This is a genomic window from Chitinophaga sp., from assembly GCF_036566945.1.
In the GTDB taxonomy this organism is placed as follows: Bacteria; Bacteroidota; Bacteroidia; order Chitinophagales; family Chitinophagaceae; genus Chitinophaga.
On record NZ_DATCVJ010000945.1, the window covers coordinates 1 to 25,846 of the forward strand.

At 46.5% G+C, this 25,846-nt stretch carries 21 protein-coding genes; 15 read left to right on the plus strand and 6 right to left on the minus strand.

From position 1 onward, the window contains the following. From VIP81_RS28325 to VIP81_RS28360, 8 genes are all read left to right on the plus strand, one after another. A partial coding sequence (locus VIP81_RS28325; protein ID WP_331969527.1) for a FecR family protein occupies positions 1-1,248 on the plus strand: 1,248 nt, incomplete at its 5' end. 177 nt (positions 1,249-1,425) lie between these two features. Continuing rightward, positions 1,426-1,956 (plus strand): RNA polymerase sigma-70 factor, encoded by a 531-nt coding sequence (locus VIP81_RS28330; RefSeq protein WP_331969530.1) that lies wholly within the window; start codon positions 1,426-1,428, stop codon positions 1,954-1,956. Positions 1,957-2,033: 77 nt separating this feature from the next. After that, complete coding sequence (locus VIP81_RS28335; RefSeq protein WP_331969533.1) at positions 2,034-3,221, plus strand: FecR family protein; 1,188 nt, start codon at positions 2,034-2,036, stop codon at positions 3,219-3,221. Between the two features lie 106 nt (positions 3,222-3,327). Further along, on the plus strand, positions 3,328-6,894 hold the full coding sequence (locus tag VIP81_RS28340; protein ID WP_331969536.1) for a SusC/RagA family TonB-linked outer membrane protein: 3,567 nt from the start codon (positions 3,328-3,330) through the stop codon (positions 6,892-6,894). Positions 6,895-6,921: 27 nt separating this feature from the next. Then, a complete protein-coding gene (locus VIP81_RS28345) occupies positions 6,922-8,436 on the plus strand; it encodes a SusD/RagB family nutrient-binding outer membrane lipoprotein (protein ID WP_331969539.1) in 1,515 nt (504 codons plus the stop codon). An 85-nt stretch (positions 8,437-8,521) separates the two neighbouring features. Beyond that, on the plus strand, positions 8,522-9,100 hold the full coding sequence (locus tag VIP81_RS28350; protein WP_331969542.1) for a Crp/Fnr family transcriptional regulator: 579 nt from the start codon (positions 8,522-8,524) through the stop codon (positions 9,098-9,100). An 87-nt stretch (positions 9,101-9,187) separates the two neighbouring features. Then, the gene (locus VIP81_RS28355) at positions 9,188-9,634 is read left to right on the plus strand and encodes a DoxX family protein (protein WP_331969545.1); all 447 of its coding nucleotides are present in this window, start codon (positions 9,188-9,190) and stop codon (positions 9,632-9,634) included. 67 nt (positions 9,635-9,701) lie between these two features. Next, a complete protein-coding gene (locus tag VIP81_RS28360) occupies positions 9,702-11,249 on the plus strand; it encodes an MFS transporter (RefSeq protein ID WP_331969548.1) in 1,548 nt (515 codons plus the stop codon). Between the two features lie 85 nt (positions 11,250-11,334). Here the strand turns inward: VIP81_RS28360 and VIP81_RS28365 are convergent, their stop codons facing one another. Continuing rightward, entirely contained in the window at positions 11,335-11,502 is a 168-nt protein-coding gene (locus tag VIP81_RS28365) for a hypothetical protein (RefSeq protein WP_331969551.1), read from the minus strand. A gap of 195 nt (positions 11,503-11,697) precedes the next feature. On the opposite strand from VIP81_RS28365, the gene VIP81_RS28370 reads away from it, so the two are divergent. Then, positions 11,698-12,516: an HAD-IIA family hydrolase gene (locus VIP81_RS28370; protein WP_331969553.1), complete on the plus strand. Its 819-nt coding sequence runs from the start codon at positions 11,698-11,700 to the stop codon at positions 12,514-12,516. Between the two features lie 53 nt (positions 12,517-12,569). Here the strand turns inward: VIP81_RS28370 and VIP81_RS28375 are convergent, their stop codons facing one another. Further along, positions 12,570-13,037 carry a hypothetical protein gene (locus VIP81_RS28375; RefSeq protein WP_331969555.1) on the minus strand — a complete coding sequence of 156 codons (468 nt, stop codon included), beginning with the start codon at positions 13,035-13,037 and terminating at the stop codon, positions 12,570-12,572. Between the two features lie 153 nt (positions 13,038-13,190). On the opposite strand from VIP81_RS28375, the gene VIP81_RS28380 reads away from it, so the two are divergent. Beyond that, a complete protein-coding gene (locus VIP81_RS28380; protein ID WP_331969558.1) occupies positions 13,191-14,195 on the plus strand; it encodes a hypothetical protein in 1,005 nt (334 codons plus the stop codon). A gap of 24 nt (positions 14,196-14,219) precedes the next feature. Then, positions 14,220-15,359, plus strand: a complete 1,140-nt coding sequence (locus VIP81_RS28385) for a hypothetical protein (RefSeq protein ID WP_331969561.1) — start codon at positions 14,220-14,222, stop codon at positions 15,357-15,359. Between the two features lie 56 nt (positions 15,360-15,415). Here VIP81_RS28385 and VIP81_RS28390 read toward each other — a convergent pair whose 3' ends face one another. From VIP81_RS28390 to VIP81_RS28405, 4 genes are all read right to left on the minus strand, one after another. Further along, positions 15,416-15,799, minus strand: coding sequence for a response regulator (locus tag VIP81_RS28390; RefSeq protein ID WP_331969564.1), 384 nt, complete (start codon positions 15,797-15,799; stop codon positions 15,416-15,418). Between the two features lie 65 nt (positions 15,800-15,864). Continuing rightward, positions 15,865-16,068, minus strand: a complete 204-nt coding sequence (locus VIP81_RS28395; protein WP_331969567.1) for a helix-turn-helix transcriptional regulator — start codon at positions 16,066-16,068, stop codon at positions 15,865-15,867. Further along, positions 16,065-16,421: a hypothetical protein gene (locus tag VIP81_RS28400; RefSeq protein ID WP_331969570.1), complete on the minus strand. Its 357-nt coding sequence runs from the start codon at positions 16,419-16,421 to the stop codon at positions 16,065-16,067. Before VIP81_RS28400 ends, VIP81_RS28395 begins: the two co-directional genes overlap by 4 nt. Positions 16,422-16,533: 112 nt before the next feature. Further along, positions 16,534-17,754, minus strand: coding sequence for a 6-bladed beta-propeller (locus VIP81_RS28405; RefSeq protein WP_331969573.1), 1,221 nt, complete (start codon positions 17,752-17,754; stop codon positions 16,534-16,536). A 284-nt stretch (positions 17,755-18,038) separates the two neighbouring features. Between VIP81_RS28405 and VIP81_RS28410 the strand changes: the two genes are divergently transcribed. The 4 genes from VIP81_RS28410 (at position 18,039) to VIP81_RS28425 (ending at position 25,837) form a co-directional block, all read left to right on the plus strand. After that, positions 18,039-20,381, plus strand: coding sequence for a PDZ domain-containing protein (locus VIP81_RS28410; protein ID WP_331969576.1), 2,343 nt, complete (start codon positions 18,039-18,041; stop codon positions 20,379-20,381). A gap of 128 nt (positions 20,382-20,509) precedes the next feature. Beyond that, complete coding sequence (locus VIP81_RS28415) at positions 20,510-21,115, plus strand: RNA polymerase sigma factor (protein WP_331969579.1); 606 nt, start codon at positions 20,510-20,512, stop codon at positions 21,113-21,115. A gap of 64 nt (positions 21,116-21,179) precedes the next feature. Then, positions 21,180-22,322, plus strand: coding sequence for a FecR family protein (locus VIP81_RS28420; protein WP_331969582.1), 1,143 nt, complete (start codon positions 21,180-21,182; stop codon positions 22,320-22,322). Positions 22,323-22,435: 113 nt separating this feature from the next. Then, positions 22,436-25,837: a SusC/RagA family TonB-linked outer membrane protein gene (locus tag VIP81_RS28425; protein WP_331969586.1), complete on the plus strand. Its 3,402-nt coding sequence runs from the start codon at positions 22,436-22,438 to the stop codon at positions 25,835-25,837. Positions 25,838-25,846 lie beyond the last annotated feature (9 nt).

A 25,846-nucleotide genomic window follows, 5' to 3' on the forward strand; every position in this document is an offset into this window, starting at 1 on the left:
TCAGAACCAATATCATCAAAGGATCAGCAAAACATAGACACCATGCAGCAGGTGGCTGGCCTGCTATTTCGTAAACTGCAGGGCACATTGGACAATGCCGGCGAAGCCGCATTGGAACAGTGGTTGTCGTTACAGTCGGAAGAAAGCAGGCAGTTTTATACATCGGCTACAGCGTGGCCGGCCATAGAGGCCGCCCTGCAACGTTTTTATCAGATAGATGAAACCGCTGCGTTAAACGATGTATGGCAACGGATTCACAAGGATAGCCATTCCATTGCTCCTTCCGCCAATCGTCTTCGGTGGATCCGTTGGGCCGCTGCTGCAGCGGTTATCTTGCTGATGGTGGGTATTGGCGCCACCTGGTTAATAAATCGTAAACAGACTATAAATTCCACCAACCTTCCACTGGCAGCGCGTTACAAGAGTGACGCATTGCCGGGAGGCACCAAGGCTACCCTCGAACTGTCTGATGGTAGCGTGGTGGTGCTCGACAGCGCCGCCAAAGGAGAACTGGCCCGGCAGGGGGATGCCCTCGTGCGTAAGGACCACGATGGCGCCCTGTTGTATGAGGCCACCAGTAAACAATCCGCTGCGGCAGTCACCTATAACCGGATTATTACGCCCCGCGGCGGCAGGTACGAGGTGAAATTACCCGATGGCACCAACGTATGGCTGAACGCGGCTTCCTCCCTTCGCTATCCTACTACTTTCAACGGTAAGGAACGGGTTGTGGAACTCACCGGGGAAGCCTATTTTGACGTCAGCAACGCCAGCGATCAGCCTTTCCGGGTAACCGTTGCCAGCGCCCAACAAGCCCCCATGCAAATTGAAGTGCTGGGTACCGGCTTTAACATAAAAGCCTACGCAGATGAACCCGTACGTGCCGCGACCCTCGTATACGGGAAAATAAGGGTGGCTAACGGGACTGAACAAACGATTTTGGCGCCCTATCAACAGGCCCGGTTGCGCGAAAGCAGCGACAAGATCGCCGTGCAGCGGGTAGACCTGGACGCTGTACTGGCCTGGAAAACAGGACTCTTCTATTTGGAAGACGCTCCCATCACGGATATAATGCGCGAAATATCCCGCTGGTATGATGTAGACATTGTATACAAGGGCCAGATCTCCCAGCAGTTTGTTGGAAAAATCCCGCGGAACATGCCATTGATGGATGTATTAAAAGTGCTGGAATCTACCGGATGGGTACATTTCCAGGTAGCAGGGAAAGTAATTACCGTGACACCTTAAATTGTTATACAAGGGGGACCGGAAAATGGTCCCCCACATGCCAAGCCACACAGCAAACGTAAAATTTCCGGCCAACCTCCTGAATATTTTTTGGTATATTACTGCTATATGTGAATCTCCTGTGCTGATCCTTCCTGAATTCTGGTTATCTTGTATTTTATCACGAAAGGATTTCATATGTCACGGTCATTAGCGGAAATAGCGCCAGCTGCACTTTTCAAGACATACTATACCCGGCTTTGCTACTTTGCTTTCCAGTTCATCGGAAATAAAGATCAGGCAAGAGACATCGCACAGGAAGCATTCGTCAGCTACCTCGGGCAGCGTGATAACGTAGCTGCACATCCCATCGCTATCAAAAACTTCCTGTATACCAGCGTTCGCAATGCCTGCTTAAATCAACTCCGTCATGAAAAAGTAGTGGAGAAATTTGTTGCCGCACAGGAAAATGTTTTGCCGGACGACAATACGGTGATGCTCACAATAATCCGATCAGAAGTTGCCGGTGAAATACACCGTGTACTGGAAACACTCCCGGAAACCTGTCAGCTGATTATCCGCATGGGATATATCGAGGGACTAAAAAATCAGGAAATAGCCGCCCAGCTGGATATCAGTATCAATACCGTGAAAACACAAAAGAAACGGGGCCTTTATTTATTAAGACAACGTCTTAATCCGGAAATCTACAGCCTCTTCTTTTTGTAATAGCTCCCCAAAAAAAAATCAACTTCCCTTTCACCCCATTTTTACTCCTGCGTTTCTTTATACTGTAAGTCACTTGTATGGAGGAAAACCAGGAATCGTTTAAATACGCCGATTTAATGTTTAAATGCCTGAGAGAACAGGCCACACCCGCCGAACAGCAGGAGCTGCAAGCCTGGCTGGATGCAGATGTACGCCATCAGGAGCTGTTTGCCGCTTTCAAAGATCCGGACACGCTGCGGGAAGCCATTGCATTCCAGGATCAGCTGGATGTAACGGCCGACTGGGAAGCTGTGCTGGCACGCGCCACGCCAGTTGCCAAACGCAGCCCCATCACCTGGCGCAGCGTAGCCTCCTGGGCCGCCGCCGCTGCCTTGCTGGGTGGTATGGTGATAGTATATAAATGGCAAACACCCACGACCAACGACCCACATATTATTGCCGACAACTCCCATACTTTCAAAAATGATGTGCTCCCCGGCAGTAATAACGCCACCCTGCAATTAGGTAATGGCAAAACCGTGACGCTGGGAGACAAACCATCCGGTACTATCAGAGAAGCCGATGGCACCGCCATTGATCAGCAAACAGGTGAACTGGTATATAATAAGACAGATAACGGAAACGCAGCTACGTTATTTAATACATTGTCTACCGCCCGTGCAGGACAATACCAGCTTACCCTGGAAGATGGCACCAAAGTATGGCTGAACGCCGCGTCTTCCCTGAAATTTCCGGTACACTTTACCGGTAAGGAACGTCGCGTGGAACTCACCGGTGAAGGCTACTTTGAAGTCGCCGCCAATACGACCAGGCCATTTAAAGTAATGGTGCAGGGCATGGAAGTGCTGGTGCTGGGAACCCATTTTAATATAGGTGCTTACGGCAATGCGGTGAAGACAACCCTCGTCAGCGGCGCCGTGAAAATACAGTTGCCCGATAAACGCAGCTGGCAGCTATCACCCGGCCAACAGGCGAATGTGCAGCAAAACCAGGTAAACATCGCTTTCGCTGATACAGAAAAAGCCATCGCATGGAAAGAAGGCATCTTCTTCTTTAAAGATGATGATTTTAAAGGTATCATGGAACAGGTAGCCCGCTGGTACGATGTGGAGATTGAATATAACGGACCTTTGCCGGTAAAGCGGATCAGCGGAAATATCAGCCGCCAGGCCCACTTGTCGCAGGTACTGGAAATGCTCAACTTTGTAAGTGGCGCCAACTTCACCATCAATGGAAAAAAAGTGATGGTAACTATGCTAAAATAATAACCGTTATAACGGGCACGCATATATTAAAATACGGTGATGGTATTCCTGTCTCCGCAACCAGAATTTAGAAGAATCAATCGCTATTAATTAAAAAATTAAACCGATGATGAAAAGATCTATTTCCGCTTCCGGGCGGAACCGGCTACTCCCTATGCCTGTAAGGATGAAAGTAGCTACACTGCTGCTTTTACTGGTGGCCCTCAGTACCACCGCTACCGCTTATGCACAGAAAATTACGTTGTCAGTGAAACAGGCATCACTCAACGAAATATTCACCGCCATCAAACAACAAACCGGCTATTATTTTCTGTACAACAATGATATACTAAAAAATACAACGCCGGTTAGTCTGACCGTGAAAGATGCAGACATCACCACCGTGATGAACCAGTGCCTGGCTGGTCAGCCGCTGGAATACAAAATTATTGATCGCACCATTACCCTGAAAGAGACCCCGATAAAAAAGCCCGCCACTCCTTTGCTGGCAGACACCCTGATCACCGGCAGGGTAACGGATGAAAAAGAAATACCGCTGCCCGGAGTAACGGTAACGGTAGAAGGATCTTCCAAAGGTACCGTTACAGATGGTACCGGTAAATACACTATCCAATTGCCGGCAGGCGCCAAAGCATTGCTGTTTTCTTTTATTGGATTCAGCAAACAACGGGTGGAAACTGCCGGCAACACCACTCTCAACGTGCGACTGGCAGAAGGCGCCAAAGGCCTGTCGGAAGTGGTGGTAACAGCACTGGGGATTAAACGTGAATCAAAATCACTCGGATATACCGTGGCTGAATTAAAAGGCGCCGACCTCTCCGAAGGAAAAGAAGTGAATGTGGCCAACGCCTTATCCGGCAAAGTAGCCGGTGTACAGGTGAGTCAGCCGGCTTCCGGCGCGGGTGGTTCTTCTAAAGTATTGATCCGCGGTAACAACTCATTACAGGGAAACAGCCAGCCTTTGTATGTGGTAGACGGAGTACCGCTCGATAACCAAAACATTGGCGCAGCCGGTAGCACCGGTGGAGTGGACTATGGCGATGGGATCTCCAATATCAACCAGGATGATATTGAAAGCATCTCCATCCTGAAAGGCCCTAACGCAGCCGCTTTATACGGACAAAGAGGGAGCAACGGCGTGATACTTATTACCACCAAATCCGGGAGCTCCCGCAAAGGCATAGGGTTGAAATTCAGCAGCGATTATTCACTTGGCAACGCACTCGTGACACCCGACTTCCAGGATGAATACGGTCAGGGACTCAATGGCGATTTTACCCATTTCCGCGCCGCTGACGGTAAAGTATATACGATGGCACAAGCCAGGGCACAAGGCTTACAAGGTATGCCCAAAATGAGCGCTGGCCGCGATAGAATTGCCCGCAGCAGCTGGGGCGCTAAAATGGAAGGTCAGCAATACGAAGATCAGTGGGGAAGCATATTGTCGCTTACGCCACAACCTAATACCTACAAAGACTTTTTCAACTCTGAAAAACAATTCGTCAATAATATCAGCGCCGATGGAGGCAACGATAAAGTAACGTATCGCTTCTCTTACTCCAATACGCATGTAGACGGATACGTACCGACCAACACGCTTGACAGAAATACGTTTAATCTTCGTACACAGGCGTATATCACGCCTAAATTGCAGTTGGATGCCAAGATCAACTACATCTCCCAAAAAGGTAAAAACAGACCTACGCTCTCTGATGCTTCTGATAATCCGGCCTACCTGTTTATCAGTCAGCCCCGCAGCATGCCTTTGAGCACACTGGCAGATTATACCTGGACGGCGGCAGATGTAGCCAAACAATTCGGTTACAGTGGCGTAACACCCGGTCTGGAGAAAACCTATGCTACCAATAGCTCCACTGCCAATCCCTACTGGACCATCCATAAAACATCCAATACAGATCAGCGCGACCGTATTTTAGGGATGCTGCGTTTGTCGTATGAGTTCAACAAATGGTTGAAATTAACTGCCAGGGGAGGTACTGATTTTTATACAGAAGACCGCCTGCGCTGGAGGGCCAAAGGTACTTACCAGAGCCAGAACAGGAATGGTGACATCGAAGAAAGAGTGATCCGGGTAAGGGAAGATAACTACGATGTATTATTGAATGGTAACCTGGAACTGAGCAAGGACTTCACTCTGGGATTGAATGCCGGCGCCAGTCATCAGAAAAAATTCATGCGCATGACAGGTAATACCGGGAAAGAATTTATTGTGCCGGACCTGCACGTGATCAATAATACACTGACCAATTCCTATCTTTTTGATTTGCAGGAATCTGAAATCAACTCCGTGTATGGCTTCGGACAACTGGCCTTTCGTAACTACTGGTTTATAGATTTCTCTGCGAGAAACGACTGGTCCTCTACTTTATCTGCCAGCAACAACGCTTTCTTTTATCCTTCTGTGAGCACCAGTCTTATTATGACTGATCTGCTCAACATGAAAAGTAATATCATTAATTTCTGGAAGCTGCGTGGCTCCCTGGCCCAGGCCGGCAGCTCCGGTAATCCTTACCAACTCACGGGCGCCTATAGCCTGGATCAGTTCACCCACGGCGGACAACCACTGGCCGCATTTACTTCTATTATTCCAGATCCTAACCTGAAGAATGAACTGACCACCTCCGTGGAATTTGGTACCGACATCCGCTTGTTGAATAATCGTTTAGGCGTTAGCTTTACTTACTATAACGCCAGTACGAAAAATCAGATCCTCGATGTACCGTTACCACCATCCAGTAAATTTGAAGCCCGCCGTATTAACGCCGGAGAAATCCGCAACAAAGGTTTTGAGGTATCCTTAAGCGGTACACCGGTGAAACTCGCCAACGGCTTTACCTGGGAGAGCATCTTTAATTTTTCGCGTAATCGGAATGAAGTGGTGGCACTCACCGCAGGTGTAGAAACATTTGTGTTGGGCAGCGACAGGGGGATTAATGTAATTGCTGCACCGGGCAAGCCTTTCGGCACTATGATCGGTACCGGCTTTGCCTGGTTGAAAGATGCAGCGGGCAATCGCCTCATAGATCCGGTAACAGGTTTACCACTACGCACGCAAGGCCGTCAGCTTACAGAGTTGGGTAATGCTATGCCTGACTGGACCGGTGGCTTCTCCAACACCTTCCGCTACAAAGGCTTTGCATTAGCCGCATTGGTAGATATTCGCCAGGGTGGACTGGTATACTCGCAAAGCAATCGTGAAGAACTGATTTATGGAACCACTAAGAAAACCCTCGCCGGCAGAGATGGTAGCTATGTTGCCAGCGGTATGATAGCAGAGAAAGATAATGCCGGTAACTGGATCAGCACCGGCAAACAGAATGGAATGAAAGTCTCCGCACAGGATTACTGGAACGTAGTGGCCAGCGACAAAGAGAACGTGGTATCGGAAGAAATGATGAATGATGCCAGCTATGTGGCCATGAGGGAAATTAGTTTGAGCTACGCCTTACCATCAAAACTGTTTTCCGGTAAAATCATCCGCAGAATGAACATAGGTATCTATGGCCGGAATTTGTTTTATTTCCAACGGAAAACGGATGGTTTCTCGCCCGAAGCTTCTTCGTTTAACGTCAACAATTCCTCACTGGGACTCGAGTCTACCGCTTTGCCTATGATGAGAAATTTTGGCGTAAACCTGAGCATCGATCTTTAAACAGTGCTGACTTAAAAACGAACACACATGAAAAACAAATCATCGATATATACAAGCGTGCTGGTGTTGGCAGCGGGGTTGCTGTGGAGTGGTTGTACTAAAAATTTCAGTGACCTGAATACACCACCTACCACGGTGACGACCATTGATCCAGCCCTGTTGTTGTCTAAAGTACAGAAAGACGCGGCCTTTTCCGAAGGCACGGAAACTGCTAACATACAGGTAGGGTCCTGGGTGCAATACTGGGCCGGTGGACTGGTGGCACCCACCTCCCGCTATATTCAGCAACCCGACAATAATATGTGGGCAGCACATTATACGCTGTTGCGCAACCTGGGGCAAATCCGCAACCAGGCATTAAAAGGAAAGGAAAATGTGCCGGCAGGCAGAACGAAACTGGCCATCGCCCGCATCCTTGAAATATTTATATGGCAAAGACTCACCGACCTTTTCGGAGCTGTACCTTTTTCCAAAACGACAGAAGACGCCACAGACGTAAATAACAAGCCGGTTTATGATAGTCAGGAAGCTATTTACACGCAACTGATTGCGGACCTGGATGCAGCCATCGCTAATATCAACGCCACTGATGAGTCGTATGGTAACGCAGACTTTTACTATAAAGGGGGCACCGATAACTGGAAGAAATTTGGCAACTCACTGAAACTTCGTTTAGGCATGCGCATTAAATACGCCAATCCGCAGCTGGCGGAAAAAACAGTGCGCGAAGCTATGAGTCAGCCGCTCTTTGCGGATAATAAAGATAACGCTGCCGTGCCCACGTTTAACGATGCGCAAACTTCCAATGCCAATCCTATTCTGCAACAGTTTATCAGTGGTAGCCCGGATCTTCGCTACCTGGCCTCCGCATTTGTAGCTACGCTGAATGATAAAAAAGATCCGCGGCTCACCCTCATCGCAGCGCCTACCGTTAATTCGAAAAACAGTGGTACTCCGCTGTACAAAGGTATTGGCGTGGCGTTAACAGACGCGTTATTGTCTGGCGTCATTAAAGATGATTATTCTACCGCGTCCATGACCACCTACTTTAACAGAACCTTCGCCACACCTATACCTGCTTATGTGCTAACGTACGCGGATGTATGTTTTTTCAAGGCAGAAGCCGCACTAATGGGCTGGGGCGCCACTCCGGCAGAGGCAGAGAAGTTCTACCAGGATGGTATCCGCGCAGCCATGGCCATGCAGCCGTATAACATTACCAATATCCCGCAAACATATATCGATGCCGAATTTTCGCTGGCAGGTCTTTCATCAGAAAAACAACTGGAAAAAATCATGACCCAAAAATGGATCGCCTTGTTTGGTCGTGACTATGAAGCCTATGCCGAATGGCGCCGCACAGGCTATCCGGTGCTCACACCAGGCCCCAATACCGGGTCCACTAATGGGACTATTCCGCGCAGAGCAGTATATTCTTCGCTGGAAGCATTGCTGAATACTGATAATTATAAAGCAGCTGTTTCCGGGTTAACGAATGGGGATTCCTATTTATCGAAGGTTTGGTGGGATCAAAAGAAATAATGCAGTAAAATAAAAACGATGAAAAGCGGCGCCTGTTGTGGGGCCGCTTTTTTTGTTTCGCACCATAAACTTTTATCTTTGAAGCATGTATACACGCCTGCTGAATCATGTAGCCCGGTACATTGCCCTTGACGAAACCGCCGGACAAATATTTTGTAATGCACTGGAGCTAAAAACGCTGCGGAAGCACCAATACCTGTTACAGGAAGGAGATATCTGCAAACGCGATCATTTTGTGATAAAGGGAGGACTACGCCAATATGAAGTGGATACAGAAGGGCGGGAGCGCATCATTCATTTTGGTTTTGAAGACTGGTGGATCACAGACCGGTATAGCCTGCTTACACAAACCCCTTCTGTTTACAACATCGAGGCGCTGGAAGCCACAGAAGTACTGCAGATAAACATGGATGCGCTGGAAACATTATACACGGAAGTACCGGTGTTGGAAAGGTATTTCCATAAGGTATTACAACAGGCTTTCGCAGTGGGACAAAAACGGGTGTTGTTGTTACAGAAATCGGCGGAAGAGCGGTATAACGCATTCCTGGAGGATTACGGAGCAATTGAGCAGCGTCTTTCCCAGCAACATATTGCGGCGTATCTGGGCATTAGCCGGGAAACACTGAGTCGTATCCGTAGTCAGGCCGCGAAGAAAATGTGATATTGTTGACGGTTATTTTTTGATAAATGTCACAGGATGGAAGCCGTTGGATGACTCACCTTTGTATCAAATAAAATGTACAAAGCGATGATGCAGCAAATTTTAGCAACGGACAACGGCTGGACCGGCCTGGTATTAAGATGGACCATAGGTATGGTATTGTTTCCTCATGCCGTGCAGAAAATGTTTGGATGGTTTAATGGACCGGGATTATCCGGTGAAATGAAATTTATGACTGGTGTAGCCGGATTGCCTGCTTACCTCGCAGTGCTGGCGATCGTTGTGGAATGCGCCGGCATGCTGCTATTGCTAACAGGTACCGGTACACGAATTGCTGCCCTGGGCATTTTTGGATTGTTTATCGGCATGATCATCAGCATTCACGGCAGGAACGGCTTTTTCATGAACTGGTTCGGCAAATTACCCGCCGGGCAGGAAGGCTTCGAATATCATTTGCTGGTATTGGGAATTTGTATCGTCTTGTTCCTCACGGGCGGTGGCCGGTATTCGGTGGACCGGTGGTTAACTATATGATAAATGAGGGCGATGGGGAACATTTTAAATGAATGTATGTTAACTTGTTATCCTCATCTCTCCAATTATGACAACCGTATCGCTCCGCAGTTCCGAAGGTAAGTGGATTATGGTGACCACTATACTGGCCTCTGCCATGGCCTTTATAGATGCCACCGCATTAAATGTGGTGTTGCCTTCTCTGCAGCGGAATCTGAAAGCCTCCGGAGCAGACCTCTTCTGGGTACTCAACGCCTATCTGTTGATGCTCGCTTCCCTGATACTCATTGGCGGTACATTGGGCGATAGGTTGGGGCGTAAGAAAGTATTCATGACAGGGATCTTTATTTTCATTCTGGGCTCCGCTACCTGTGGATTGGCGGGCAGCGCCGCCATGCTGATCATTTTCAGAATGATACAGGGCGTTGGCGGGGCACTGATGATACCGGGGAGTCTGTCTTTAATATCTTCCGGCATCCATGAAAAAGAAAGAGGGAAGGCCATTGGTACCTGGTCTGCTGTGACTACCCTGGTCACCATGGGAGGCCCTGTACTGGGCGGTGCACTGGCCGATGCGGGATTATGGCGCTACATCTTTTTTATTAACGTGCCCATTGGACTGCTGGCATTATTATTCCTGGCCTGGAAGGTACCGGAAAGCAAAGAGGCAGATACGCAGAAGGGGCTTGATTTTCCGGGCGCCATCCTCATCGCATTTGGGCTAGCCTTGCTTACCTTTGGTTTCCTGCGTATGCCGGCAGTAGGTTTGGGAGATGTGAAAGTATATGGGTCCATCATAGCCGGAATCGTATTGCTCATTGCCTTTGTAGTGGTAGAGCATAAAAGCAGCGATCCTATGCTGCCATTGCCTTTGTTCCGCAATTTAACTTTTAGTGGCGCTAACCTCCTGACTTTTTTCCTGTACGCAGGATTGGGCGTGGGCATGTTATTCCTGTCGCTGAACATGGTGCAGGTGCAGGGTTACAGCCAGTTGGAATCAGGGCTTACCTTTCTGCCGTTCACCGTTTTAATGATCAGCATCGCCCGTTTTGCCGGGAGTCTGGCGGATAAACATGGCCCCCGGCTTTTCCTCATCATAGGACCCTGTTTAGCGGGCACCGGGTTATTATTGCTGTCATTTGTACAGCAAACAAATGGTCCTGCCGATTACTGGACTACCTTTTTTCCGGGCATCGTGATATTGGGATTGGGGATGTCATTTACGGTGGCGCCGCTCACTGCTTCGGTGATGGGGGCAGTGAGTAATCATTTATCAGGAACGGCCTCCGGTATCAATAATGCAATTACACGTATTGCAGGCGTTTTTGCCAATGCTGTTTTTGGCTCGCTGGCAGTATTATTCTTCTCTACCGCTATACAAAAGGATATGAACAGCTTTCCGTTGGATCAGCAGCAGAAAGAATTGGTGATGGCGCAGGCAGTGAATCTTGGTAACGCGCAGCCACCAACGCAATTGGATGCAGCACAGCAGGCGACGGTGCTGAAAGTATATCATGCCGGCTTTGTGGAAGCTTATGGAAAAATCATGCGCCTCTCTGCTGCCCTTGGATTCCTGGGTGGTTTGATGGCGCTGCTGTTTATCAAGTCAGGCAAAGGAGTGGTACCCGCAAGTTGAATATCTTCGCCTCACGGCACAGATATTGTCCGATATAAAAATCAAACACCAATGTATGAATGTAAAAAGACTTTTCGGGACACTACTAACCATTTTGGGGATAATCGGCCTCATTTATGCCGGAATGGGCTTCATTAAGCACAGTATGCAATGGCGCGAATTGCTCGTAGCGGCGGTTATAGGTATTATCTTCTTTGTGTCGGGTATCGGCCTGGTCAAAAATACCAAAGACGAAGCATAGCCACTTTAACAAAGTTGCCCCTTTTTAAAAAAATTTAAATTCTTGAAATTTATTATTATCTTTAGCTCAGATAACAACAACTACTTGTTATCTGTACCTCGTGTACTGCTGTATCTACGCAGCTTCCCGCCTTTATCCGTTCCATAGTTTTTTATGAATGTTATTTTTTATTGTCAAACTTATAAAGTAACCAAACATCGAATTGCTATGAAAAAAAAGGGATTTCTAATCGACATGGATGGTGTAATCTACAAGGGAAGTGAACCAATTCCCGGCGCTGTAGAATTTATTAATGGTCTTCGGGATAAAGGGCTTCCTTTTCTGTTTCTGACAAATAATAGCCAAAGAACCAGCAGAGATGTTTGCTACAAGCTGAATAAGATGGGCTTTAAGGTAAATGACGAAGATATCTTTACCTGCGCAATGGCCACTGCCAGGTACCTGGCGTCAAAAAAAGAAAATGGAACTGCCTATGTAATCGGTGAAGGAGGCTTGCTCACGGAACTGTATAATGCCGGCTATTCCATCGTAGACGACCAACCTGATTATGTAATTATCGGCGAAGGCAGAACCATCATGCTGGAATCTGTTGATAAAGCCATCAATATGATTATGAAAGGCGCCAAATTAATAGCGACCAACCTGGATCCGAATTGCCCGATCGGTGATGGCAAATACAGAGCGGGTTGCGGCGCACTCGTAGCTATGCTGGAATCTGCCAGCGGTATTAAAGCCTTTAGCGTGGGAAAACCCAGCCCTGTAATGATGCGGATGGCGCGGAAAACACTGGGATTAACCACCGATGAAACCGTGATGATCGGAGATACCATGGGCACCGATATTCTCGGCGCCGGATCTATGGGCTTCACCACTATACTTACGCTGTCGGGTGTAACACATGAAAGTGACCTCGCACATTTTGGTTATTCTCCTGACTTTATTATTAAATCGATCAAGGACTTACTGAATGAACAACTGTTTATGAAAGTAATGGGAGAATCATTGCTGATGGATGCAACTTACTAATATAAAATCCACCTGGAAAACGAAAACCTCACGTACTAACGTGGGGTTTTTTGTTATTCGGATATCACTACTTCCTTTAGTTGCAGCCCATCCAACACCACATGAAAGAGATACGCCGGGGCAAGATCCGTTGCAAAGGTCAGTTCACATAGTATAGCGTTACTTTTATCTGTATAAATCTGCATGCCCTGCAGCCGGAAATCTTTGGAGAAATCCTCAAAAATAAATTCCTCCTCTCCATTGTAGGCCGCTGCTTTTATTCGTGGCGCTATCTCGGGAAATAAAGACACATACTGCGTTTCCAGCACCTCAAAATAATCTGCCTGCGCTTGCGTTGGACCTTCGGCATTGGCTACGATGTGGAGTGGCACCTTTGCAGATACCGGCTTAAAGTAGGGCGCCCCCGTAAAGTAACCGCCAAAAATAAGCCATCTGCGGTGATGGTAGGTCATCAAACCAAAGCTGGGATGCTGTATGGAGATGCTGGGTTTCTTTCCGGTACGGAATATGGACCATTTCATTTACGACCAGTTATAACCATCAATGTACAAAATTTGAAAGGCACTGATCCCATTAAGGAAAATACAATGAGAAAATATATTCACTATATTGCAATGATGCATTTGTTCGATATGTAACAATTGTAGCTTAATACCTATACCTGTACTATGGCGATGAAATATTTTCTACTGCTCCTCCTCTCGGGGCCCTGTATCCAATTGTTTGCGCAACAGCACAATCTTTCAGGCGTAATGTCTTCCTGCCGTTATGTGAAAAAGAACAAAAACTACAACTATGAAGGATCTTCTCCCTGTCTGGCCTGCGTGAAGGAAGAGAAGCTGGAAAGAGAAGCTAAAGTTGCGGAAGACAAAAGAGTCGAAGCCGTGAGGGCAGCGGCCGACAAAAAGCGCTCGGATGAAGAGCAGGCAAGATTCAAGGCAGAAAGAGCCGCTGCCCTTGAAGCCAATAAATCAACAACGGTGTATGTGAACATGCCGGAGTCCAAAACGAAAAGTGTGGTGCCCGACAAGCCCGAAAAGGTGGCCGTTGATCCAAAAAAGGTGCTGATGTTTGGAACGGCTTATCCTTTTATCTCGTATATAGGCGCTAACAGTTACCAGGGTAATTACTTCCGCAACGTCAACAAAGATACCGTACTTCGAAATGATGAATGGCTGATGACCTATGGCGCCGGGGCGCAGGCCTTTAAAACCGCATTTCCCCCGAATATAGGCATTGTTACCCTGAAAAAGAAAAAGCAGGTGAATGGCTCCCAAAGAAAAGGAGAGATGTACATATCGGACATCGTGGATGCGCAAGGGAAAAGGTTATTCAATGACGAGTCGATTACCGCGGTCGTACACATGGCCGATAACTGGTTTATTATTATCAGAGGCTTCTTTAATTGTCGCAGCATTTATAGTAATTATGTGTGCGATGATGTGGTGATCTATAACCTGCAGACGAAAGAAACCATTCCGGTTAAAAAATATACCGGCGTAGGGTATAACCAGGGCGGACACGTTATTAATCAATCAGACGGTATACTCAGCATAGAAGATAGAAGGCCTTCCTCGGGTTACAAATATTGTTTCTTTGCGGAATACGACATCAGGAAATATGTAGTGTATTATGTAAATAATGATGGTACTATCGAAGCCACTAATCATAACTATTAATAGCATTTCATCCATCGTCATTATATGAAAAGATATTTGATCACGCTGTTAATAGTATTAACAGCAGCGCAATCATCCGCACAAACCGCGTACGACGCTATTGACAGGTACTCCACCGTAATAAATAATATAGAGAAGGGAACAGAAGGAAAAACTTTAGGCAGTTTCCAGGGAGATAGTTTTATGGTGAGTTTACCGGAAACAAGTTTCCGGCTCATGTATCACAATGGATTGGCATTCCATGCCGTTTATCTGAAAGATAAGGACCAGGAATACCTGCAGCTCATTGAAAATATAGACTTCAGTAAAGCTGTTTCTATTGTCCGGAGCCATACACGAGGTAAACAGGCTGCAATGGTAAACGTCTACTTCCCGCCGGAGAGTATCACGGTTGATTTTTATAGAGATGGTAAAAAGTTCAACAGCGAAAAAAGACAAAGCGTAGGTTTTCTGTTTCCTTCACCCGAAGGCGACTTTAATATCTGGTCGCGCGATAGCCGGAAATTATACGATACGCTATCGGCCATGATCTTTATGCAAAAAATAGCAGCAGGCAACATCACCCCGGCAAACTATCGGACCATTCAGGCCGCCTGGGATCAGGCATTAAAAACCTATACCGAAGCAAGTTTGAGCCAGTTTGCCCAACAATATGGCAATTCTTTATATGGTGAGCAGGCAACCAGGCTGGCGGAGGCGATGGGCGCCAGGGACCGGACAAACAAAATGTATATTGACCGGATGGACAGCATTGCACTGACCTATAAATTCAGGTGGGACCTGACGGAGCAGGAACTCATTACTTTTAATCCCGAAGCGTATGCACTCATCCGGAAGTATACCGGCAGTAACGGATATTATACTAAAAAATACAATGGAATTGGAAAGCCCTGGCCAGAGGGTGCATACGCGGTTACCTCTACCAGCGCACGTGGCGTAAGCAATTATTCGTACGTGATTAAAAGCGGGAAAAAAGAATATGAGGAGAACAAAGAATTGTATGAGCAGTTGAAAAAAACATACAGCCAACTTTTTCCTGAAAAGCTACGAACGGAGAAAGATAATTCATTGATGATAACGGCCCCGGATAAAAGCAGGTACATTCAGATTTATTTTCTTATAGCCGTAGGTCATTCAGCGGTATTGATTACGTTCAGTAAATAATCAAATGCAGGAATCCTGGTTGGAAAAATAGCCACCAGGATTACCTTGCCATCATTTTAATTCAACAGCTCCATGATAGACTGACAAAGCGTGCTTTTATTAAATGGCTTTTCCAGGAAAAGATCGGCTCCATTTTCCAGCGCAATATCTTTTGCAGCGGCATCCATACCTGAAATCATAATGATTTTGGTAGCCGGATATTTTTCTTTGAGATAACTGATGAAATCAAGCCCGAAACCATCCGGAAGGCGGTTATCAAGCAACACAATGGCGGGTGGCTGTTGTTGAAAATATTCCACAGCTTCGGTAATGGTCGGTACATGTTCGATCTCCATTCCCTTTCCATCCAGTAAGAGATTGATGAGTAAACACATCTCTCCTTCATCTTCAACTATCAGCAGCTTTTGCTTAGGAGTGTTATCTATGGCGGTATTAGTCATAAAATATGATTTAACGGTATTGGTTTAGTTTGCAGGTATGTTATAAAAATTCATGCCAACGCAGCCTACGCATCCGGCGCTTCCAGCGTAAATAGTTCTTCCACCGTGGTATGTAGCATCTTAGCCAGCTTTAAAGCCAGCAGGGTAGAGGGAACAAATTTGCCAAGCTCAATAGCATTAATCGTTTGCCGGGATACCTTCACTTTTTCAGCTAAGGTACCCTGTGTCATATTTTGTTTTGCCCGCGCTACTTTCAGGAAATTTTTCATGCAGACTTACTATAAGCAGTAGCGAAAAGTTTGGTGTAAAAAATAATAATACCCAGCGTCAGCACAAAGATGATAAAATAACGGGGATGCGCTAACTGAAAAGGAGAAATACCTTTATCATACAGGTAAGTAGTTCCTATTTCAAAAATATACCCGACCACAAAACTGATCATCAATGCACTGGCTCGAAGCTGCTGCGACCTTTCATCTTCATTTTTTTCTTTCGTAAAAAATATCAGGAATAAGCCCGTGATTAACGGCAGCTCTGATCCCAGGGTAGCGTGTTGGAGAATTAAAAGAGGAAGACCAGTCAGCACCAGGGCGGCGCCCACATATTTGGTAATAGTAAACATGGAAAATGCTTTTATCTTCTTAAAAGTAAAGTAAACTTTACAAAAAGACAAATATAATTAACAATTTCCTGGTTGCCTGACGGCACAGCGTCTTTTCATGTATAGGTCAGCACTACATCTCTTTTTTAAATGTCACCCTGATAATCACCGGATTGCCTCTTTTGTTTTTGGAATCCTGGAAGTACGCGGCAAGTACCGGCGGATACACCAGCTTCTTATCTTTCAGCGCCTCTTTTTGCTGGAACAATGCCAAAGAAGAATAAGAAGTATAAAAAGAAGTACTGTCGGTGGTTAAAAAATTATGACTGATAAAATCCCAGCCACCCAGTTTGGTATCTGTTACAAAAAGAAAATGAGTGCGTTCGTCCGGGGAGATTTTATCTAGTCCAATTAAATGTTTGGATGCCAGGTTATAAATAAATCCATCTTTGCGATCCGTGTAACCAAAACTAACGGGGCGGAAAAACAGGTTGTTGCCCATTCGGTAAATACCATCCATGTTATAATAAAAGGCTTGATTTTTTTCCAGGTAAGCCACACGCTTGCCATTCAATGTAGAATCTGTCAGGAAATCACGTGGCAGTGTTTTAGACATAGGAAACACAAATTGATACGCCGGATAAAAAGAGTTGTCGCTGAGATAATATACTTTGAAATCATAAGGACGTACAAAGAACGCAGCGGTATCTTCTGTGGCATAAAATGCACCATGGCCGGTACCTAGTACATCATTGCTTTCGATCGGCGCATATTTGATATTATAAGGAAGATGCTTTTTCGAGATGCCCTGTTCGTCTATGATCACTATCTCATTGGCAAGGGAGTCCTTGTGCTTTTTATTCACATTATACGAATGTCCGGCTACTTTACCTTTGGCAATATTCAGTCTGTCAAAGCCATAGCCATATGTTTTTATTTTCTTAACGAATTTTCCATCCGTATTATAACAGATGATTTCCTTATCACCGGGTATCTGGATCAGCCGACTGAATTTATCATAGTTGATGTGATAAAGGTAAAAGTGGCCCTCTTTTTTCACCATACCGGATGTTATTTTGGTATGGAACTTTCCTGATTTATCAAAAAGGAGGATGGCGCTTGTTTGTGTATCCAGGATAATATAATATTCGGGTGTTACTATCAATTGCTCAATACTTCCGAATATACTTTCGTTTTTCGATTCCAGGGTGGTAAACGAAATATCTTCTATCAGCTGGGAAGCCGTGCCACCGGTAGCGGCAGCCGGATCAATACGGAGGGTTGTCATTTCCTGCGCACGCGCGGTCATGGCAAGTAGTAAAGGGATAGCAAAAACAAGAACGGAAAAGCGCATAGAGAACATTGTCGTTTATGCCTTTAAGATATACAATTAAATGTTCGCTTGACTCATGATAAGCATAGGTAGACCGTTAATGCCGGTATGATTTTCTTTTTTATCAATATTTTTTTCGCAACTATGCTTTTTCCCGCTGTGAATGCGGACTTTATCTTTATATTTCAAGTCAGGAGTATATTATACACCCGGCCGGCGCGCCATGATGGGTGTCTCCACGCCACGTATTTTTTATGAAAAATATTAGCTGTACATCAAGGGGAATGTATTCCCAGCATCATCATATGAAACAGATTTTTTTCTTTTGTTGTATTATGCTCTCCGCTCAACTGGCCGGTGCGCAAACCGTTTTGCATGTATCGGTCAATGGTAATGACCGTGGAACCGGCACTGCGGCCAAACCTTTGAAAACAGTGGACCGGGCAGTTGCATTGGCCATGAAACGTAACAACGAACAGGTAACGGTAGCACTGCACGGCGGCACCTACTACCTGGAAAAAGAAATCACACTGGCCGCTGCTGATATGAGCTGCAAAAGTTTGGACATCACCGCCTGGCAGCGGGAAGAAGTATTTATCAGTGCCGGCAGATTATTATCACTGCAATGGAAGCCTTGGAAAAATGGCATCTATGTGGCCAGCGTACCCGCCGGCGTTACTTTTGAACGCCTGTTTGTAAACGGGCAACTGCAGGTACTGGCACGTTATCCTAACTATGATTCCACTGCTAAAGTATTTCATGGTACCGCTAAAGATGCACTGGACCGTGCCGGCAAATGGCAACATCCGGAAAATGGATATGTACATGCACTGCACGCATCCGACTGGGGCGGCTTTCACTACCGCATCACCGGTAAAAAAGACACCACGCTTACCCTCGAAGGCGGCTGGCAAAACAATCGCCCTAACCGCATGCATGCGGAATATCGTTTTGTGGAAAACAACCTCGAAGAACTGGATGTAGCCGGCGAATGGTACCTGGATAGTAAAGCCCGTCAGTTATATTATTACCCTTCGGGAGATGTGAACCTGGAGCAGGCGCGCGTAGAAGTAGCGCATTTAAAAAACAGCCTCGTACTGAGGGGATCTGCTACTGCTCAGGTGAAAAATGTGACCCTGAAAGGACTGCACTTCATTCACAATGAGCGCACCTTTATGGATACCCGGGAGCCACTGCTGCGCAGCGATTGGACCATCTACCGCGGCGGCGCCGTATTGCTGGATGGTACGGAAAACTGCCATATTACCGGTTGCGAATTCAGCGGACTGGGAGGGAATGCCATCATGCTGAGTAACTACAATTACCACGATACCATCAGTGGCTGTTATATCCACGACCTGGGCGCCAGCGCTGTTTGTTTCGTAGGAGACGCGAAAGCAGTACGGTCGCCTAACTTCAGGTATGAAGACTATACCCCTTACGCACAACTCGATAAAACACCTGGCCCCGCCACCAACAATTATCCGAAGGAATGTGTGGTGGAAAACAGTATCATTCATCACGTGGGCGACATCGAAAAGCAGGCTACCGGTGTGGAAATAGAAATATCTTCCGCTATTACGGTAAGTCACAACAGTATCTACAATACACCACGCGCAGGCATCAACATCGGCGATGGTTGCTTCGGCGGCCACTTACTCGCTTACAACGATGTGTTTAATACCGTGCTGGAAACCGGTGATCATGGTGCCTTTAATTCGTGGGGGCGTGACCGTTACTGGGCTCCCCGATATGCTTATATGGACAGTCTGACCACCGTACATCCGGAATTGATATTGCTGGATGCACAACAACCCACCACTATCCGGAATAACCGTTTTCGCTGCGATCATGGCTGGGACATAGATCTGGATGATGGTTCCTCCAATTATCATATTTACAACAACGTATGTTTGAACGGAGGTCTGAAACTGAGAGAAGGATTTCAGCGCGTGGTGGAGAATAATATTATGATCAACAACTCTTTTCATCCGCATGTTTGGTTTAAACAAAGCGGTGATGTGTTTAAACATAATATCGTGACCCGCAAATATTTCCCCATACAGATCAGGACCTGGGGCAGGGAAGTGGACTACAACCTGTTTCCCAATGAAGCCACTTTGCAGGAAGCACAACAGAACGGAACGGATGCGCATAGCATTGCGGGAGATCCCTTGTTTGTGGATGTCGCTAAAGGTAATTACCGCGTAACAGATCTTTCTCCCGCACTACGTATCGGGTTTAAAAATATTCCGATGGATAGTTTTGGCGTTATGCAGCCGGTAATGGGACATGTAGCATTGCGGCCGGACATACCGGCATTCTTAAATCAGAGCGCCCCGGAAGCGAGCGTAGAAGTCATCACCCTGCTCGGCGGAAAAATAAAATCAATCGCAGGACTCGGAGAACGGTCGGCCTATGGCCTGGCAGATGAATCCGGTGCGTTGGTATTAACCATCGATGAAAACAGTTTGTTGGCATCTTCCGGAATAAAAACAAAAGATGTGGTCATTGCAGCAGACGGTAAGAAAGTAAAAACCGCCGACGACCTGCGGGATATTGTAACCGGCGCCGCCTGGAAAGGAAAAATTCCGGTGACGGTGATACGTAATCAGCAGCCACAGGAAATAATATTGCGACTGAAGTAAAGCACCACCCACTACATTATCTATTCTCCCACAGGATAAACAAATCTTGTGGGGGAATTTTTTTTTTATAGCTTTAGGCGAATAAAAGGTCCCCCGGGGAATAGCCGGGGTGCAAAAAAACTAACAAAATGGTTAGTCCGTTAAGTGAACAGGAATTAATACAGCGGATTGCGCAGGGCAATGAAAAAGCCTTCGCCACGCTTTATAACCAATATCAGCCAAAGTTACACCTGTTTATTTATCCGCTCACGGGCTTTTCCAAACAGGATACCGATGAGGTGATACAGGATGTTTTTTTTAAACTCTGGCTACGCAGAGACATGCTCGTTACCGTTCATGCCATACAGGCTTATCTTTTTATGATGGCCCGCAACCGCCTGCGCGACTGGCACCGCAGCCAGCAACTGCAGCAGCAGTTAGTGCATACGCTGGGAGAACAACAGCCACTGCAACATGAAGAAGTCGCAGATAATAGTTATTTCCGGGAATACACCAACATCGCACAACGTGCCATCTCCCTGTTATCCGATCAGAAAAGAAGGATTTTTGCCATGCGGCATGAACAGGACCTCTCCCTCGATGAAATTGCAGACACCCTGCAAATAACCAAGTTCGGGGTAAAGAAACAATTATATGATGCCGTGAAATTTGTGAAAAATTACCTGAAAGCCAATGCAGATATGGATGTGCCTATAGTACTGCTGCTTTTTTACTGCTTCCGCCAGATCCACTAAAAATATTTTTTGAAACAAAGGAGTGCTTTCGTTGCAGTCGTCCGTCTTACTATCGACAATGGCTATGCAAAGAGATCATATTACCCTTTTAATCGGCGAATTTCTGGCCGGCACCCTTTCTGCCGCAGAAGAAAACGCATTGGCGACCGCTATTAGAACAGCTTCGGCAGACGACTACGAATGGCTGCTGCAAAATTATGAACAGCAATTACTGCACTTTTCCACTGACAGGCCCGCTGATCAGCAACTGCTGGCAAACATTCAGCAAAAGATCCGGACACGGGAAGCAGAGCTGATAACAGACAAGCCTATACGCTGGATGTATTATGCCGCCGCCGCCGCAGTGCTGCTACTGTTGGCGGTTGCGGGTAGCTGGTACTGGTCTGGTATAAAATCTCCGGAAGATACCCCCGCTATGGCCAACGTCATAAAAGCAGGCAGCAACAAGGCCTTGCTGACACTGGCCGATGGTTCAGTCGTCCAGCTGGATAGCAGCAGCAAAGTAATCCCGCAGGGAAAAACGTCTATTATACAGCAACAGGGACAATTAAAATATACGAACGGCAACGCTGCAACAGTCACCTATAATACACTCACCACGCCAAGAGGCGGACAATATGAGCTGCTCTTGCCGGATGGTAGCCGCGTATGGCTTAACGCAGCCTCCTCGCTGTATTATCCAACGGCTTTCACCGGTAAAGAAAGAAAAATAGTACTCAGCGGAGAAGCCTACTTCGAAGTAGTACCCGATGCAGATAAACCATTCATTGTTCAAAGCGACAAAACTACTGTACAGGTATTGGGTACCGCCTTCAATATCATGGCCTATGCCGATGAACCAAATCAACAAACATCCCTGGTAAACGGTAGCATTAAAGTAGCGTATCAGGCACAACATACCCTGGTGACACCAGGAAATATGGCCATCGTAAAAGAAGGTACTTTATCCCTGGCCCCGGCAGATATAGAACAGGTCACCGCCTGGAAAAACGGATTGCTGGCATTGAATGCTACCAGCCTGAAAGGACTCATGCGACAGGTAGCACGCTGGTACGATGTAGAAGTCAGATACGAAGGAGAGGTGCCGGACCGGCAGTTCGGAGGAATTCTAAGCAGGAATACACAACTCTCCACACTGATACAGTTCCTGCGTAAAAGTGGCGTTAACATTAAACAAACAAATCGGGTAATCACTATAATGCCCTGACCAGGCATTGTAATAATATCAACCAAAGCATTCAGCGCATTGCCTTCATACAATGGTATCGCTATAGCTATGCCCGGCATGCACTGAATCGTTAAAAATCAAAAACCAACCAAATGAATTTTTCGCCAACCAAAATGTTGTCGGTTATGAAGATGACTGCCATGCTGTTGCTGGCTGCCGCGCTACAGGTGAGCGCTGCTACCTCCGCGCAACAGGTAAATTTAAATGTCCGGAAAATGCCATTGGACAAAGTGTTCACTGCACTCGGAAAACAAACCGGCTATGCTTTTTTCTGGGATCAGCAACTGCTCAGTACCATGCAACCCATTACACTGGAATTGCACAACGTGTCACTGCGCGAAGCACTGACCGCCTGCCTCGCCGGTAAACCACTGATCTATGAACTGGTAGATGCTGATAAATCAGTGTTTATCCGCAAAAGCGTTGCAGAACCCGTGACTGCAACTACGCAACAAGTCACTGTTCGCGGACATGTAACCGGCGACGAAAAAACACCGCTCGCAGGTGTGACCATCAGCGTGAAAGGTACACCCCGTGGTGCTATCACAGATGAAAAAGGAGATTTTACACTGCTCATCGCAGATCCGAAATCCATCCTCGTATGCAGCATGCTGGGCTATGAAACACAGGAGCATCCGGTGGCAGGTAAATCTTTTTTTAACATCTCCCTCCAACGTAAAACACAACGCATCGGCGAAGTAATGGTCACCACCGGTATCTTCACCCGTCGCAAAGAAAGTTTTACCGGCGATGCCGCCACCTATACTGGTGAACAACTGAACACCGTAGGCAATCAGAACATCCTGCAAAGCCTGAAATCACTCGACCCGGCATTTATTGTAATCGATAATAACATGGCCGGCTCCAACCCCAACACCATGCCTAATATGGTGATCCAGGGGAAGTCGAGTATCATTGGTACCGTCGACAAATTTTCCAAAGATCCCAATCAGCCATTGTTTATCCTCGATGGTTTCGAAACGTCTATTGAAACAGTCATCGCCCTGGATATGAACCGCATTGCGGCCGTGACGGTATTGAAAGATGCCGCATCAACCGCCATCTACGGTTCTAAAGCTGCCAACGGCGTTATTGTGATCGAAACAAAATTACCACGTCCCGGAAAAATGAACCTGTCGCTAACGGTAGACAACACCACCTCTTTTGCTGATCTGCGCGACTATAATATGATGAATGCGGCAGAAAAACTGGAGTTCGAACGGCTCACCAATTTGTATACGGTCAACATGGATAATACCTCCAAGTACAATAAACTGCAGCAACAATACAACAAACACCTCACCGATGTATTAAGCGGTGTGGATACTTACTGGATGGGATATCCTATCCGTAAAACCTCGCTGGCCAATACTTATGCTGTGCAGGCAGATGGAGGCGATACCAAATTCAGATATGGCATCGGCGCCAAATACCGCGATCAGCCCGGCGTGATGAAAGGCTCCCAACGCAATACCGCCAGTGCCAATGTGGACCTGGTATATCGTCCCGGAAAATTCTCCTTTTCCAACCGCATTTTGCTGAATACATTTACCGCAAAAGAATCGGAATATGGCAGCTTTGCCGATTATGTAAATACCATCCCTTACTATAAACCTACGATGGATAAATACCTGGAAGTAAGACAGGATCTCTATACAGATGGTAATGTATATGTATGGAATCCGTTATACCAGGCCCGCTTACCTAAAAAAGACCAGACACAGGATATTGAATTCACAAACCAGCTGCAGTCTTACTACATGATCACCGATCAGTTCCGCATCGAGGCAAAGTTTGCCATGACCTATGGTACCAATGAACGGGAAGTATATCACTCACCGGAAATGGAGGAGTTCAGTGAGAAAGAAGTGGCACAACGCGGTAGCTACAACAATACCCGCATGCGCCGGTTCAACTACCAGGGCTTTCTGCAGGCCAGCTATGGTAAAATATGGAACAATGAACATGAACTGAATATTGTGCCGGGATTTTATTTTGATGGCGGTAAAAATATCATGAATAGCTATATGATGACGGGCTTCCCGGCCATCACACAAATTTCACCTGCCTTTGGTTCCGGTTATCCGGAAGGAGGTACACCCGGCTATACATCGGCTGTAAACCGCTCTGTTAGCGGATTTGTAAATGCTTATTATGGATGGCGCCGCAAATACATGATGGACTTTGATTATCGGAAAGACGGATCTTCCATCTTTGGCGCCAGCAGAAGATATACCGATACCTGGACCGTAGGCGTTTCCTGGAACCTGCACAACGAGTCTTTTTTAAAACCGGTGAAATGGATTAACTATCTCAAATTAAGAGGTAGTATCGGTAATCCGGGTAACCAAAACTTTGCTTCCTATAATTCTTTCACTACGCTGATGTATAACCAGGGTATCGTGAACTCTTTTGGACTGGGCACTAAAGTAGATAGCTGGGGAAACACCAATCTGGCCTGGCAAAAAACGCTGAAGAAAACGATCGGGTTAGATATGCGCCTGCTGAAAGAACGTATTTCATTCGTGGCAAATGTGTATAATAATTTCACCGATCCGCTGATCGTAAATATCGGCAATGCACCGTCTACCGGTAGCGACAACGTAATGTTTAACGTAGGAAATTCCCGCACCAAAGGATTTGATTTTACAGTGTCAGGTGCGGTGATTGATATACCGAAAGACCGCATCTCGCTCCGCATCAATGTAATGGGTAAACGGGAAAGTACTACTTACGGAGGACTGGGCAATGCGCTGGATTTGCTCAACCGGCAAAACCAGAATGCGGTGAGCCACGATAAGTCCGGCTCATTCCAGGATTACGAAAACATAAGTCAGAACCTGCAACGTTATAAAGATGGCGGACATCCGGACGACCTCTGGGCGGTACGTTCCATGGGTATAGACCCTGCCACCGGAAGAGAAGTTTTTCTGACAAAAGATGGAGAACTGACCTATAACTATGATGTAGCCAACATCGTAAAAGTAGGTAATTCCATGCCGCTGATGCAGGGCGCCATTGGGTTGTCTGGTCAGTATAAAGGATTGTCTGTAAATGTGGTCATGCGTTATATGTGGCAATCGCAACAATTCAATAATGCATTGTTCGGGAAAGTAGAAAACCTGACCCGTCAACAGGTATACTATGGCAACCTCGATAAAAGGGCTTTATATGCCCGCTGGAAACAGCCCGGTGATCAGGCACAATTTGTCGGCATCCCGAATCTTACTTATATGGAAGGCGCTGCGGCAGGATGGAACAGCTCTTATATGTCGTCCAGGTTTATACAAACAGAAAATACCCTGAGCGGCGAATCCTTGTCGGCCTCCTATAATTTTTACCAGTCCAAATGGCTGAAAGTATTGAAGCTACAGGGGCTGAATATCACCGGCTATATGAATGACATTTTCCGGTTATCGAATATTGAAAGAGAACGCGGTATTGACTACCCGTTTGCCCGTTCTTTTTCTTTCAAGGTGAATGCTACATTTTAAGGAATATCA

What these genes read in the sequence shown, in the direction of transcription:
- VIP81_RS28330 (WP_331969530.1), top strand. Translation starts at nt 1,426, where the DNA reads ATGTCACGGTCATTAGCGGAAATAGCGCCAGCTGCACTTTTCAAGACA.
- VIP81_RS28335 (WP_331969533.1), top strand. Translation starts at nt 2,034, where the DNA reads ATGGAGGAAAACCAGGAATCGTTTAAATACGCCGATTTAATGTTTAAA.
- VIP81_RS28340 (WP_331969536.1), top strand. Translation starts at nt 3,328, where the DNA reads ATGATGAAAAGATCTATTTCCGCTTCCGGGCGGAACCGGCTACTCCCT.
- VIP81_RS28345 (WP_331969539.1), top strand. Translation starts at nt 6,922, where the DNA reads ATGAAAAACAAATCATCGATATATACAAGCGTGCTGGTGTTGGCAGCG.
- VIP81_RS28350 (WP_331969542.1), top strand. Translation starts at nt 8,522, where the DNA reads ATGTATACACGCCTGCTGAATCATGTAGCCCGGTACATTGCCCTTGAC.
- VIP81_RS28355 (WP_331969545.1), top strand. Translation starts at nt 9,188, where the DNA reads ATGATGCAGCAAATTTTAGCAACGGACAACGGCTGGACCGGCCTGGTA.
- VIP81_RS28360 (WP_331969548.1), top strand. Translation starts at nt 9,702, where the DNA reads ATGACAACCGTATCGCTCCGCAGTTCCGAAGGTAAGTGGATTATGGTG.
- VIP81_RS28370 (WP_331969553.1), top strand. Translation starts at nt 11,698, where the DNA reads ATGAAAAAAAAGGGATTTCTAATCGACATGGATGGTGTAATCTACAAG.
- VIP81_RS28375 (WP_331969555.1), bottom strand. Translation starts at nt 13,037, where the DNA reads ATGAAATGGTCCATATTCCGTACCGGAAAGAAACCCAGCATCTCCATA.
- VIP81_RS28380 (WP_331969558.1), top strand. Translation starts at nt 13,191, where the DNA reads ATGAAATATTTTCTACTGCTCCTCCTCTCGGGGCCCTGTATCCAATTG.
- VIP81_RS28385 (WP_331969561.1), top strand. Translation starts at nt 14,220, where the DNA reads ATGAAAAGATATTTGATCACGCTGTTAATAGTATTAACAGCAGCGCAA.
- VIP81_RS28390 (WP_331969564.1), bottom strand. Translation starts at nt 15,799, where the DNA reads ATGACTAATACCGCCATAGATAACACTCCTAAGCAAAAGCTGCTGATA.
- VIP81_RS28395 (WP_331969567.1), bottom strand. Translation starts at nt 16,068, where the DNA reads ATGAAAAATTTCCTGAAAGTAGCGCGGGCAAAACAAAATATGACACAG.
- VIP81_RS28400 (WP_331969570.1), bottom strand. Translation starts at nt 16,421, where the DNA reads ATGTTTACTATTACCAAATATGTGGGCGCCGCCCTGGTGCTGACTGGT.
- VIP81_RS28405 (WP_331969573.1), bottom strand. Translation starts at nt 17,754, where the DNA reads ATGCGCTTTTCCGTTCTTGTTTTTGCTATCCCTTTACTACTTGCCATG.
- VIP81_RS28410 (WP_331969576.1), top strand. Translation starts at nt 18,039, where the DNA reads ATGAAACAGATTTTTTTCTTTTGTTGTATTATGCTCTCCGCTCAACTG.
- VIP81_RS28415 (WP_331969579.1), top strand. Translation starts at nt 20,510, where the DNA reads ATGGTTAGTCCGTTAAGTGAACAGGAATTAATACAGCGGATTGCGCAG.
- VIP81_RS28420 (WP_331969582.1), top strand. Translation starts at nt 21,180, where the DNA reads ATGCAAAGAGATCATATTACCCTTTTAATCGGCGAATTTCTGGCCGGC.
- VIP81_RS28425 (WP_331969586.1), top strand. Translation starts at nt 22,436, where the DNA reads ATGAATTTTTCGCCAACCAAAATGTTGTCGGTTATGAAGATGACTGCC.